This is a genomic window from Actinomadura chokoriensis (assembly GCF_039529475.1).
In the GTDB taxonomy this organism is placed as follows: domain Bacteria; phylum Actinomycetota; class Actinomycetes; order Streptosporangiales; family Streptosporangiaceae; genus Spirillospora; species Spirillospora bangladeshensis.
This window is the reverse complement of record NZ_BAAAMW010000002.1, coordinates 295,368-308,159: the sequence shown is the minus strand read 5'-3', so window position 1 is coordinate 308,159 and position 12,792 is coordinate 295,368. Positions and strand designations below refer to the sequence as shown.

The window sequence follows — 12,792 nt, the reverse complement described above, 5'->3', positions numbered from 1 at the left end:
AATGCCGGAGCTGCAGCCGGGAGATCCCCGGCGGCTTGGCTCGTACGAGATCGTCGAACGGCTCGGCGAGGGCGGCCAGGGCGTCGTCTACGCCGGCGTCGACGCCTCCGGGAACCGGGCCGCGATCAAGCTCCTGCGGGCCGACCTGGCCGGGGACACGATGGCGCGCACCCGGTTCGTCCGGGAGGCGCAGGCCGCCAAGCAGGTCGCGCGGTTCTGCACCGCGCAGGTCCTGGAGGCCGACGTCGCGGGCGACCAGCCCTACATCGCCAGCGAGTACGTGCCGGGCCCGTCGCTGTACAAGCAGGTCACCGAGGGCGGCCCGATCGGCGGGGCGGCGCTCGACCGGCTCGCGATCGGCACCGCGACCGCGCTGGTGGCGATCCACCAGGCCGGGATCGTGCACCGCGACTTCAAGCCGCACAACGTCATCATGGCCCCGGACGGGCCGCGGGTGATCGACTTCGGCATCGCGCGGGCCCTCGACACCGGGCAGACGAACGCGACGAAGGCGATCGGCACGCCGTCCTACATGGCGCCCGAGCAGGTCGCGGGCGCGACGCTCACCGAGGCGGTGGACGTGTGGGCGTGGGCGACCACGATGGTGTTCGCCGCGACCGGGCACCCGCCGTTCGGCGACGACACCGTGATGGCCGTGATCAACCGGGTGATGCACGAGCCGCCGATGCTCGACGGCGTCCCCGCCGACCTGCACCGGCTGATCGGCGCGTGCCTGGCCAAGGAGCCGGAGCGGCGGCCGACCGCGCAGCAGATCATGATGGCGCTGATCGGCAGCGGCCCGGGCGGCGCCGGGCAGACCCGCATGGACGACCCCGCGCAGGCCGACACGATGCTCGCGGAGGGCACCACGCTCGCCGCGGGCGGCCTCGGCGCGGCCGGGATGATGGCGGGCTCGACCCACCCCGGCGGCCCCGCCGGCGGGACGCAGCGCGTCTCCCCGGCCGACTACACCGGGAACCTGCCGCCCGCGCGGCCCCCGTACGGCGCCGAGCGGGCCCGGTACGACGACTGGGAGCCCGAGCGCAAGTCCAAGATGCCGATCGTCGCGGCCGTCGCCGCGATCCTCGTGCTGGCGCTCGTCGTCGGCGTGTACGCGGCGACCCGCGGCGGGAACGAGGCCCCGAACGCGCCGGTCTCGCCGTCGGTCACCGACTCCGCGACGGTGTCGGAGACCCCGACCAGCGAGGAGCCGGAGCAGCCGACGCCGACCCGCACCCGGACGCGGCAGAACACGCCGCCTCCGCGGACGACCGAGCCGACGACCGAGCCGCCGACGAGCGAGCCCCCCACCAGCGAGCCGCCCACGAGCGAGCCCCCGACCAGCGGGCCGCCGACCACCGGCGGCGGCGGAGGCGGCGGCGGTGACGACGGCGGCACCGGAGCGGGCGGTGGCGGCGGCCCGGGGGGCGGCACGGGCGGCTGAGCCGGGCCGGCGGCGCCCGGCGGAATGCGCGGGGCAGGGCGGTCATCGCCGTCCCGCCGGGCCCTGAGTAGGCTCGTTGACTATGAAGGAGCCGCGGATCCTGTTCGTCCACGCCCATCCGGACGACGAGTCCATCGGGACCGGGGCGACCATGGCCAAGTACGCCGCCGAGGGCGCCCACGTCTGTCTCGTCACCTGCACGCTCGGCGAGGAGGGCGAGATCATCCCGGAGGAGCTGCGCCACCTCGCGTCCGACAAGGAGGACGCGCTCGGCGAGTACCGGATCGGGGAGCTCGCGGCGGCCTGCGCCGCGCTGGGCGTGCGCGACCACCGCTTCCTCGGCGGCGCCGGGCGGTGGCGCGACTCCGGCATGATGGGCGCCCCCACCAACGACGACCCGCGCTGCTTCTGGCAGGCGGACCTCGACACCGCCGCGGCCGACCTCGTCGCGGTGATCCGGGAGGTCCGGCCGCAGGTGATCGTCACCTACGACGAGCGCGGCAACTACGGCCACCCCGACCACATCCAGGCGCACCGCGTCGCGTGGCGGGCGTTCGAGCTGGCCGCCGACCCGGCCTTCGAGGACGGCGCCGAGCCGTGGCGGGCCGAGAAGTTCTACGCCTACGCGACCCCGCGCACCGTCCTCGCGCGGGCGATCGCGGTGATGCGGGAGGCGAAGCTGCCGTTCGCGCGCGTCGCCGGGCTGGACGAGCTGGGCTCCGGCGTCCCCGACGGCCAGGTCACCTCGGCCGTGGACGCCCGCGCGCACCTGCCCGCCAAGCTGGCCGCGCTGCGCGCCCACCGCACCCAGATCGTCGTCGCGCCCGACCAGGTCGGGCCGTTCTTCGCGCTGTCGAACAACCTCGGCCAGCAGGCGTTCGGCACCGAGTACTTCATCCTGCAGGCCGGTGAGCTGGGGCCGCTCGGCCCCGGCCGCCGCGAGCGCGACCTGTTCGCCGGGCTGCCGGAGGCGTCCGGCCCGGCATGACGTGGGGGCCGCCCATGCCCCCCGGTAGCCTGACTTCCGTGCATAAGGACGACGACGAGGCGCGGGTCGGCCTCGCCAAGGACGGCCTCCCGGCGGAGGACGACGCCCCCGGTCTGACCAGGGCGGGCGAGGGCCCGCTGGACGCGTTCGTGTCCGGTGCCGCCTACGCCGCCCTCGGCCTGCTCGGCGGGGTGTTCGGGGTGGTCGGCTCGTTCGCCCAGGACTGGACCCTCGGCCCCGTCCCGGTCGCGGCGATCGTCCTGGTGGCGCTGGTCTTCGCGATGGCCCGGCTGGCCGGGCTCGGGATGGGCGGGCGGCTCGGCGCGACGATCCCCGCGGTGGTGTGGGGCGTCGTCGTCTTCGTCATGTCGATGCGCCGCAGCGAGGGGGACCTCGTCGTCCCCGGCACGACGGCCGGGTACCTGTTCATCATCGGCGGCATGCTCGCCGCCGTGGCGGGCGTCATGATGGTGCCGCCGGCCCGCCCGCCGGGAGACTGGCTCCTCGGCAAGGCGGGCCGCATCCGCGATTGACGCGCTCCCCGGCCTGAAGGTCGGGGATTCGGCCTGTGCCGCACCTCTCGCCGGTGTGGTCACTTCCGTGGCTTCCTGTTTCACCGGGCTGTGCCCCGGACGGGTCCGGGGTCTCACCTGCCCTCCACAGGCGTTTGAGGTCTCCGCCTCCCCCGGGCGCCTGGGGGTTTCCGTCCGGCGGCGACCAGCTGAGCATCACCGGGTGATGCGGCGCCCTTCGTCCAGGATGTTGCGGGCGGCGTTGACGTCCCGGTCGTGCCCGGCGCCGCACTGCCCGCAGTTCCAGTGCCGGACGTGCAGGGGCTTGGGGCCGTCGCGGTGCCCGCAGTGCGAGCAGATCTGCGAGGACGCGAACGCCCGGTCGACCCGCGCGAACGTCCGCCCGTACCGGGCCGTCTTGTACTCCAGCATGGTCACGAACGCCGACCAGCCCGCGTCGTGCACCGATGCGGCCAGCCGGGTGCGCACCAGCCCCTTCACGCACAGTGTCTCCACGTAGACCGCTTGGTTGTCGCGGGCCAGTTCGGTGGACAGTTGGTGATGGAACTCGCGGCGCGCGTCGGCGACCTTGGCGTGCGCGCGGGCGACGTCCAGGCGTGCCTTGGCCCGGTTGGCCGATCCCTTCTGCTTGCGCGACAGTGCCTGCTGGGCCTTGCGGAGCTTCTTGGCGGCGCGGCGCAGGAACCGGGGGGAGGTGATCTTGCGGCCGTCCGATAGTACGGCGAAGTGCTCCAGCCCCAGGTCGATCCCGATTTCGGCCGTGGTGTCGGGCGGGTCGTGCACGTCGGTGGTCTCCACGACGAACGAGGCGAAGAACCGCCCGGCGGCGTCCTTGATCACCGTCACCGACGACGGCACCGACGGCAGCCGCCGCGACCACCCGCACCTCCACGTCGCCGACCTTGGGCAGTGCGAGTCTGCCGCCTTCGGTGATCTTCCAGCGGGCGTTGGCGGTGAACCGGATCGATTGGCGCCGGTCTTTGCGGGACTTGAACTTCGGTGCGCCCGTCCGGGGGCGTTTGCCGGCCAGGCCGTCGAAGAACGCCCGGTAGGCGGTCTCCAGGTCCCGCAGCGACTGCTGCAGCACCACCGACGACACCTCGCCCAGCCAGCAGCGCTGCGGGGTCTTCTTCGCGGCCGTCATCGCCGCCGACAACTCGCCCGTCCGCAGAAACGGCAGACCCGCCGCGCGAGCGTCCTCCCGCGCCCGCAGGACATCGTTGTAGACCACGCGGGCGCAGCCGAACGCCCGCGCCAGGGCCCGGCGCTGCCCGGCGGTGGGGTAGAGACGGAACGCATACCGCAACTGCATACCGTGATGTTACCAACACTTTAAGCTACTGTCGGGTTCGTGGACAGGCAGGCACCGCGTTCTCATGCCGCATGTTCAGGCCGCACGCGCATGTGGTCTTCGTGACCGCGCCGGGCGCGACAAACCGCCCGGTCTGAGACCGGTGACGCCGGATCGCCCCGTAAGGCGATCCGGCTATCACTGTCCCGCTCCGCGGGAGGGTCGGCTTCACCCCCGCACTGAAGGGCGGAGCCCTGCCGACGAAACCGGTAGCGCCCGGTCAGGACGCGAGCGGGGCGGGTTCCGCGTCGAGCCGGGCTGGGGCCGCGTTGCTCTTGTGGCCCTTCAGGGTGAGGCACGCGGCGGCGCTCAGCAGGATGACCGCGATCGGCAGCCACATCGTCGGCTTCATCGCGTGCACGAAGCCGTGCGAGAAGACCTGCCCGGCCAGCTCGTGGACGCGGTGCGCGACGTTCGGCGGGAGGCCCGGCGGGAGCTGCTGCTTCGCGCCGTCCTGGCCCGCGCCGACCTCCAGGCCGCTCTTGGCCGCGTCCTTGAAGCCCTGCACGAAGCCGGGGCGGATGTTCGCGGGGAGCGCGGCGGAGCGGGCCGCGGCCTCGTCCCGCAGCGCGGACGCGAGCTGGTTCTGCAGCACGGCGCCGACCGCCGCGCTGCCCAGCACCGACCCGACCTGCCGGATCGTGTTGTTGACGCCGGACGCGGCGCCGGCGAGGTGCGTCGGGACGTTCCGGGTCGCCTCGGTCGCCATCGGCGCGAACACGCCGCCGATGCCGAGCCCGGACACGACGAGCGCCGGGATGAACGCCTTCCAGTCGGTCCCGACCTCGGCGATGAGGACGACCCAGACCATGCCGAGGCCGTAGAGGGTGAGGCCGGCCATCAGGATGAACTTGCCGCCGATCCGGTCGGACAGCCGTCCGGCGACGGGCGCGAGGAACATCGACACCACCGACGACGGCGCCATGACGAGGCCCGCCTTGAGGGCGCTGAAGCCGAGCACCGACTGCAGGTAGATCGTCATCGGCAGGAACATGCCGATCATGCCGACCGAGACGGCCGCGCCGACGAGGTTCAGGACGGTGAAGTTGCGGTCCCGGAACAGCGAGAACGGGACGAGCGGCTCACCGTCCTGCTTGGAGCGCTGCTGCACGACGAAGACGGCGAACAGCGCCAGGCCGGCGGCGATCAGGCCCCAGATGCCCTCGTTCCAGTCGTACTTCTGGCCCTCGGTGAGCGCGAACGTGAGGCAGAACAGGGCGGCGGAGGCCAGCAGCACCCCGACGACGTCGAACCGGTGCCGGACGGTGCGGGTGTGGCCGGGCAGGATCGGCACGGCCATCGCCAGCACCAGGATGCCGATCGGCAGGTTCACGAAGAAGATCCACCGCCAGTCGAGGCTGGTGACCAGCAGCCCGCCGACGGTCGGGCCGGCGATCGTGGACACCCCGGCCACCGCGCCCCACACGCCGAGCGCGGCGCCGCGCCGCTCGGCCGGGAACACCCCGATGATGATCGACATGGTCTGCGGCATCAGCAGCGCGGCGCCGAGCCCCTGCACCCCGCGCGCGATGATCAGCTGCGTCGGGTCCTGCGCGACGCCGCACGCCAGGCTGGACAGCGTGAACAGCGCCACCCCGGCGATGAACAGGTTCTTCTTGCCCCACAGGTCGCCCAGCCGGCCGGCGGTGATCAGCAGCACCGCGAGCACCAGGATGTAGGCGTTGACGACCCACAGCACCTCGTCCAGCGAGGCGTCCAGCTTCTCGGTCATGCTCGGGATCGCGATGTTCACGATCGTCAGGTCGAGCAGCGTCATGAAGAATCCCAGGGAGAGCGTGAGCAGGATCGCCCAGGGATTTCCGCGCCATTTGCTCATGAGTCCCCCTTGTCGCCATGGCGTGGTCGTGGCCGCGGGTGGCAGCGGATCTGCACCTCGTCGTCCTTCCAGGTGAGCCGGCCGGCCTCCAGGTCGTCGACCACCCCCCGCACGAACTCCAGTTCGCCGCGCACCCGGGCGATCATCCATTCCTGGTCGAGGAGCTTGTAGCGGTCGAGGCCCTGCTTGCGCAGCGAGTCGTGCGCCGTCTGGTGGCCGGCGAGCGCGGCCTCCAGCGCGACCGCGCGGCTGCGCAGGTGCCGGGCGACCTCGTCCTCGGGCAGCAGGTTCACGAACGCCAGCCCGGTGCCGAACAGCGGGAACTCCTCGACCGGGTCGCGGAGCAGGTCGGCGAGCCGGATCTGCGCGGCGTCGCGGCCGGCGTCGGTCACCGCGTAGGTGGTGCGCTCGGGCCGGCGGCCCTCCCGGCTGGTCTCCAGGGGCTCGATGAGCCCGCCGGCGGCGAGCCGCTCCACCGAGTGGTACAGCGCCCCGTGGGTGATCTTGACGGCTTTGTCGTAGGCGTGGTCGCGGATGCGCTGCTGCATCTCGTACGGATGCATGGGCTGGTCGCACAGCATCCGCAGCACGGTCAGCGCGAGCGGTGTGAGTGGTCGGGACATGGTGGTGTGCCTTGGGTCGGCGTGGATTAGTCCACTCAGACTAATCCACGCGGACCTATCACGTCACCTTTTTTGCATACCGGACATGCCACCGCAGGTCAGAGGGGGTTATCTGACCGCTTCCACCGAGTTGGCCGCGCCGTTGCGGGTCACGTAGTCGCCCACCCGGTCGTCCCGGACGGCGGTGAAGAGCGCCTGCACGCCATCATCGTCCAGGAGTACGACACTCTGCCCGTCGCGCTCGGCCGGCCGTGCGACCGGGGTGGTCAGGTACTCCATCAGCGACGTCTTCAGCAGCCGGTGCGCGAGGCCGCGCAGCGTGCCGGCGGTCACCGAGTCGTCCACGCTCACCGAGCGGGTCACCGCCCGGATGAACCGGTCGATCTTGATGGGGTTGCGGGTGTCGAGGGCCTTGGCCGCGAGCGCGTGCAGGAACGCCTGCTGCCGCTTGATCCGGTCCAGGTCGCCGGCCGGCAGGTTCCACCGCTGCCGGACGAAGTCGAGCGCCTCCGTGCCGTCCAGGTGCTGGTGCCCGGCCTTCCACCGCCGCTCGTGCATCGGGTCGTAGGTGTCCTTGGTGATGGTCACGTCGACGCCGCCGAGCGCGTCCGTCATCTTCACGAACCCGCTGAAGTCGAGGCTGGCGTAGTGGTCGATCCGGACGTGCGTGAGCCCCTCCACCGTGCGGACCAGCAGCGACGGCCCCCCGTACGCGAAGGCCGCGTTGATCTTCGTGGTGCCGTGCCCGGGGACGGGCACCCAGCCGTCCCGCGGGATGGAGATCAGCGACACCCGGTCGCCGCGCCCCGACAGGTGCACCAGCATGATCGTGTCGGCCCGCGCGCCCATCGACGGGATGTCGGCGCGCCGGTCGGACCCGATCAGCAGCCAGTTCTCCCCGCGCCCGGAGTCCGACGGCCGCCCCGCCCCGGTCGGCAGCGCCCCCGCGACCCGCTCGACCTCCCCGTTGTACGCCCGTTGCAGCAGGTAGAGTCCGCCCGCGAGCAGCACCAGCACGCCCAACGCCAGCCCTCCGCAGCCGATGACGACCCGGCGCCGACCCCTGTTCCGCAGCATGCCGCCCACACTGCCGCCGCGGCCGTGCCGAGCCGCCGCGCCGCGCGCCCGGCGACCGAGTCTTTGACCGCTCGCGGGTTTGTGTTAACGAGCGAAACACCGCCGGGCGCCATTGACCGGCGGTGTCTCTGCCTCGGGCGCGACCTCGCAGGAGCGGTTCGCGCGGCGCGCGGCGGCCTCGGCTCAGGCGCCGTCAGGCGCCGCCGCCGCTGGGTCCTCAGCCCTTCAGGGCGATCTCGAGCTGGTCCAGGGCCCAGTCGAGGTCCTCGCGCTCGATGACCAGCGGAGGCGCCAGGCGGAGCGTGGTCTCGTGGGTCTCCTTGGCGAGGACGCCGAGGTCCATGAGACGCTCGCTGACCGGGCGGGCCTTGCCGTGCAGTTCGACGCCGGCCCACAGGCCGCGGCCGCGGACCTCGCGGACGAGGTCGCCCGGCAGGTGGCCGAGGCGCTCGTGCATGTGGGCGCCGAGGGTGCGGGAGCGCTCCTGGAACTCGCCGGTCTTGAGCATCGCGATGACCTCGCGGCCGATGGCGCAGGCGAGCGGGTTGCCGCCGAACGTCGAGCCGTGCTGGCCCGGCTTGAAGACCCCGAGGACGTCGCGGTCGGCGACGACGGCGGAGACCGGCATGATGCCGCCGCCGAGGGCCTTGCCGAGGATGTAGACGTCGGGGACGACGCCCTCGTGCTCGACGGCGAACGTGGTGCCGGTGCGGCCGAGGCCCGACTGGATCTCGTCCGCGATCATCAGCGAGCCGTTGGCGGTGCACAGGTCGCGGACCGCGCGCAGGAACCCGCTCGGCGGGACGTTCACGCCGGCCTCGCCCTGGATCGGCTCGATCAGCACGCCGACCGTGGAGCCGTCCATCGCGGCCTTGAGCGCCTCGACGTCCCCGTACGGGACGGTCCGGAAGCCGGGCGTGTAGGGGCCGTAGGAGTCGCGGGCGTCCGGGTCGGTGGAGAAGCTGATGATCGTGGTGGTGCGGCCGTGGAAGTTGCCCTCGAACGTGATGATGTTCGCCTGGCCGGCCGGGACGCCCTTGACCTCGTAGCCCCACTTGCGGGCGGTCTTCAGGGCGGTCTCGACGGCCTCGGCGCCGCTGTTCATCGGCAGGACCATGTCCTTGCCGCACAGCTCGGCCAGCTCGGCGGCGAACGGGCCGAACTGGTCGTGGTCGAAGGCGCGGCTGACGAGCGTGACGCGGTCGAGCTGGCGCTTCGCGGCCTCGGTGAGGCGGGGGTTGCGGTGGCCGAAGTTGACGGCCGAGTAGGCGGCCAGCATGTCGAGGTAGCGGCGGCCGTCCACGCCGGTCAGCCACACGCCGTCCGCCTCGGCGACCACGATCGGGAGGGGATGGTAGTTGTGCGCGCTGTGGTCCTCGGACATCGCTCGCAGCTGGTCGGTTTGCGTCACGACGCTCCTTCGCGGCTCGGCCCGGCCGGTCGGGCCGGGGCATGGCTGGGACACCGGGCGCGCGCCCGGTGCCGAGGGGAGAGGGCCGGCCGGGTCGGGTGGCCGCCGGTCCGCTTCCCAGCGTATGTTCGGAAATGACCGTCGACCAATGACGAAAACCGACTTCGGGGGTGTTATTTGTTGCGTCTTGACGAGCTCGACCGTCGAATCGTTGCGCGGCTCCTGGAGGACGGCCGCGCCTCGTACGCGCAGATCGGCGACAAGGTCGGGCTCTCGGCCCCGGCGGTGAAGCGGCGGGTCGACCGGCTCCGCTCGGACGGCGTGATCAACGGCTTCGCCGCGGTGGTCGATCCGGCCGCGCTCGGCTGGACCACCGAGGCGTTCATCGAGATCTTCTGCACGGGCGCGACGTCCCCGGAGGAGATCTACTCCAGCGTCCGCGGCCACCCGGAGGTCGTGGCGGCGTACACGATCAGCGGCGACGCGAGCGCGCTCGTGCACGTGCGGGCGCGCGACATCCAGCATCTGGAGCAGGCCCTCGAACGGCTGCGCCGCGAGGACAACATCACCGCGACGAAGACCTCGATCGTGCTGTCGCGGCTGATCGGCCGTCCCACCGACGCGCCGTCCACCTGACGCGGTTACCGTTCAGTAGGCTGCCGCCATGGACTTCGCGACCGCTGACCTCATCGACGACTTCGGGGACGAGCTGCGCAGCTGCGAGACGCAGTTCCGCCAGTACGGCGCGCGGGCGAGGTTCGCCGGCCCGGTGTCGACCGTGCGCTGCCACCGCGACAACGGCCTGGTGAAGAAGCTCCTGAACTCGCCGGGCGAGGGCCGCGTGCTGGTCGTGGACGGCGCCGGGTCGCTGGCGTCCGCGCTGATGGGCGACATGATCGCCGCGGCGGCGGTGGCGAACGGCTGGTCCGGCGTGGTGATCAACGGCGCGGTCCGGGACGTGGCGGCGATCCGCGGGCTCGACCTCGGCGCGAAGGCGCTCGGCTCGAACCCGCGCAAGAGCGCCAAGGACGGCGCCGGCGAGGTGGACGTCCCGGTGTCGTTCGGCGGCGTGGAGTTCCGTCCGGGCGACTGGCTCTACAGCGACGAGGACGGCATCGTCGTCGCCGCCCGCGAACTCCCGCTGTGACCCCGGTTGCCGCCGTGACCTGGGCCCATCGCGCGACCTGCCAGGACATTCGGCGCAAGATCGGCTAAGTCGGCCCTAGCGGGACGGAACGGGCTGTTCTTACCTACCTCTCAGCAACCCACCGGAGAGGGAGGGGAGACATGCGCGCGAAGAACATGCTGCTGGTGCCCGCGGCGGCGCTGGGGCTGGTCGCGGGGCTCGCGACCGCCGTCCCGGCCGCCGCGCAGCCGAGACCGCCGATCCCGGAGCCGACCGCGAACCCCTGGCAGATGCGGCACTGGCCGCAGACGCAGCCGTGGCAGCGCGAACAGCCGTCCGCCCGCCCGTTCGCGGCCGGCGCGCCGCGTCCGATCGACCCGCAGAACTACGAGCTTCCCGACACGATGACGTGGGACGACTACCGGTCCATCCCGGGCGCGTCCTGGGCGGACCCGTCCCGGAAGGGATCGGTCCGGAACTTCAACGTCGCCGTGGTCCTGGTCGACTACCCGAACCAGCCGTTCGAGGTGACGCAGCCGAAGAACTCGTCCGTCTTCGGCAACCCGGTCGAGGTCGGGGACGTCCCGCGCGGCGAGGTCGCCAAGTTCTACCAGGACTTCCTCAACACGCCGCAGAAGCTGAACCACGGCCACACGCTCCACGAGTACTGGATGGAGGACTCCGGCGGCCGGTACGGGGTCGACCTGACCGGGTTCGGCGCCTACAAGATGCCCGCCAAGGACCACGAGTACGGCGTGGACGGCATGCAGGGCGGCACCGGGTGCCCGACCGGCGACACCTGCAACCGCGACCTGCGGGCGGACGCCAGGGCCGCGTGGGTCGGCGACATCGGCGAGGCGGAGGCCGCCAAGTACGACTTCGTCTTCTTCCTGAGCGCCGGGCAGGACGAGAGCTCCACCTGGCAGGAGTTCGGCGAGATGAAGTTCGGCACCCCGGAGAACGTCCCGGACGAATGGGGCCCCGGCGACCCGAACCTGCCGAACTGGGTGAAGACCCGCTACATCCCGTGGACGTCGTGGCAGGCGGGCTCCACGATCTGGCCGAACGCCATCTTCGGCGTCTCCTCCACCCAGGCGGAGAGCTCCGGCATGTCGGTCTACGCCCACGAGTTCAGCCACATCCTGGGCATCGGCGACAACTACAACAACCCGTACAGCGACCCGCCGCGCCGCGCCTACAGCGGCCCGTGGGACATGCTCAGCCGCGGCACGTTCAACGGGCCGGGCGGCCCGCACAGCCGCTGGACGATCCCGGCGACGGGCGGCGGGTCCATGGGCGCGCAGCACATGCTCCGCAACAAGATGAAGCTGGGCATGGTCGACCCGGACAAGGTGCTCCAGCTCGACCGGGACGTCCTCGCCTCGTCCGGCATGGTGGTCGCGAAGGTGACGGCCCGCTCCGTGGAGCCGGGCGAGAACGGGCTGGCGGGCATCAACCTCCGGCTCGGCGACGGCGGCGACAAGAGCCCCGCCTGCGATACCCGGACCGACCCGCTCTGCGACGGCGGCGGTTACGACAACTACACCATCGAGGTCGTCGACCGGATGGGCACCGACTCGTTCACGCCCGACTCCGGCGTCCTGCTGGCGAAGACCAAGGACCGGGACCGCGCGCCGTTCATCTGGGTCAAGGACGCGAACCCGCAGGACATCGACAAGGTCGACTTCGTCCTTCCGGACGGGACGCCGAAGAAGATGACGATCGGCGACTACCGCCAGCTCTCGGACGCCCTGTACCACGCGGGCGCGAACTCCGGCAGCGAGTACGAGTACGTCGACGAGGCGAACCGGCTGCACTTCTACGTGCTCGACCTGAAGCGCGACCGGCACGGCGTCCTGTCCTACACGGTCGCGATCAGTTCACTGGACGGCGCCGGACCGCAGCGGCGCGGCGTGCGGCTGACCTCGGGCCCGGCGCGTCCGACCGGCTCCGGCTGGGCGAAGTGCACGATGACGCTCACCAACACGGGCCGGGGCGGCGACGGGTACCACGTGTCCGACGTCTTCCGCCTGAAGGCCGCCGTGTCCGGTGAGGGCTGGACGACATGGCTGCCGAACGAGCTGGCGACCGCTCCCGCGCGGGGCCGCACCCAGGTCGAGGTCTGGGCGAAGGCCGCGCCGGGCGCGTCCCGCCACGCGCGGCTGCGGCTGACGGGGACCTCGGAGAGCGACCCGTCCAAGTCCGACTCCGGAACCTGCCGGCTGCGCTGACCCGTTCCCCGGGACGGCCCTCCCCGCGAGGGCCGTCCCGCCGGCGTGGGGCCCCACGGGTTCACATTGCGCACGTCATGGCGAACGAAAGTCAAAATGCGTTTCCCGAGGTCATGTCGGAGTCGTCCGTAGCGTCGGCCCGAGGTACGTTGCGAACCGTGATGATCATGC

The 12,792-nt window shown here is 72.1% G+C and carries 11 protein-coding genes and 1 pseudogene; 6 read left to right on the top strand and 6 right to left on the bottom strand.

The features are described from left to right. Position 1 precedes the first annotated feature (1 nt). From ABFX46_RS05665 to ABFX46_RS05655, 3 genes are all read left to right on the top strand, one after another. The gene (locus tag ABFX46_RS05665) at positions 2 to 1,444 is read left to right on the top strand and encodes a serine/threonine-protein kinase (RefSeq protein WP_346040269.1); all 1,443 of its coding nucleotides are present in this window, start codon (positions 2 to 4) and stop codon (positions 1,442 to 1,444) included. Between the two features lie 82 nt (positions 1,445 to 1,526). Next, positions 1,527 to 2,432 carry an N-acetyl-1-D-myo-inositol-2-amino-2-deoxy-alpha-D-glucopyranoside deacetylase gene (mshB, locus tag ABFX46_RS05660; RefSeq protein WP_346040268.1) on the top strand — a complete coding sequence of 302 codons (906 nt, stop codon included), beginning with the start codon at positions 1,527 to 1,529 and terminating at the stop codon, positions 2,430 to 2,432. Between the two features lie 38 nt (positions 2,433 to 2,470). Then, on the top strand, positions 2,471 to 2,965 hold the full coding sequence (locus tag ABFX46_RS05655) for a DUF6113 family protein (RefSeq protein ID WP_346040267.1): 495 nt from the start codon (positions 2,471 to 2,473) through the stop codon (positions 2,963 to 2,965). A 195-nt stretch (positions 2,966 to 3,160) separates the two neighbouring features. Here ABFX46_RS05655 and ABFX46_RS05650 read toward each other — a convergent pair whose 3' ends face one another. The 6 genes and pseudogenes from ABFX46_RS05650 to rocD all read right to left on the bottom strand — a co-directional run bounded on the left by ABFX46_RS05650 (position 3,161) and on the right by rocD (position 9,237). After that, positions 3,161 to 3,811 (bottom strand): RNA-guided endonuclease TnpB family protein, encoded by a 651-nt coding sequence (locus ABFX46_RS05650; RefSeq protein ID WP_346040266.1) that lies wholly within the window; start codon positions 3,809 to 3,811, stop codon positions 3,161 to 3,163. 394 nt (positions 3,812 to 4,205) lie between these two features. Further along, positions 4,206 to 4,277, bottom strand: a pseudogene (locus tag ABFX46_RS05645) (helix-turn-helix domain-containing protein); the annotation flags it as partial. 259 nt (positions 4,278 to 4,536) lie between these two features. Then, complete coding sequence (locus tag ABFX46_RS05640; protein ID WP_346040265.1) at positions 4,537 to 6,153, bottom strand: DHA2 family efflux MFS transporter permease subunit; 1,617 nt, start codon at positions 6,151 to 6,153, stop codon at positions 4,537 to 4,539. After that, positions 6,150 to 6,776, bottom strand: a complete 627-nt coding sequence (locus ABFX46_RS05635; protein ID WP_346040264.1) for a PadR family transcriptional regulator — start codon at positions 6,774 to 6,776, stop codon at positions 6,150 to 6,152. The genes ABFX46_RS05640 and ABFX46_RS05635 overlap by 4 nt, the downstream gene beginning before the upstream one ends. A gap of 108 nt (positions 6,777 to 6,884) precedes the next feature. After that, positions 6,885 to 7,853, bottom strand: a complete 969-nt coding sequence (locus ABFX46_RS05630) for an LCP family protein (protein WP_346040263.1) — start codon at positions 7,851 to 7,853, stop codon at positions 6,885 to 6,887. Between the two features lie 217 nt (positions 7,854 to 8,070). Continuing rightward, a complete protein-coding gene (gene rocD, locus ABFX46_RS05625) occupies positions 8,071 to 9,237 on the bottom strand; it encodes an ornithine--oxo-acid transaminase (protein WP_346040687.1) in 1,167 nt (388 codons plus the stop codon). 207 nt (positions 9,238 to 9,444) lie between these two features. Here rocD and ABFX46_RS05620 point away from each other — a divergent pair, with 207 nt between their 5' ends. From ABFX46_RS05620 to ABFX46_RS05610, 3 genes are all read left to right on the top strand, one after another. Further along, positions 9,445 to 9,900, top strand: a complete 456-nt coding sequence (locus ABFX46_RS05620; protein ID WP_346040262.1) for an Lrp/AsnC family transcriptional regulator — start codon at positions 9,445 to 9,447, stop codon at positions 9,898 to 9,900. 28 nt (positions 9,901 to 9,928) lie between these two features. Next, positions 9,929 to 10,411 (top strand): ribonuclease E activity regulator RraA, encoded by a 483-nt coding sequence (gene rraA, locus ABFX46_RS05615; RefSeq protein ID WP_346040261.1) that lies wholly within the window; start codon positions 9,929 to 9,931, stop codon positions 10,409 to 10,411. Positions 10,412 to 10,551: 140 nt separating this feature from the next. Then, positions 10,552 to 12,621: a M6 family metalloprotease domain-containing protein gene (locus ABFX46_RS05610; protein WP_346040260.1), complete on the top strand. Its 2,070-nt coding sequence runs from the start codon at positions 10,552 to 10,554 to the stop codon at positions 12,619 to 12,621. Positions 12,622 to 12,792 lie beyond the last annotated feature (171 nt).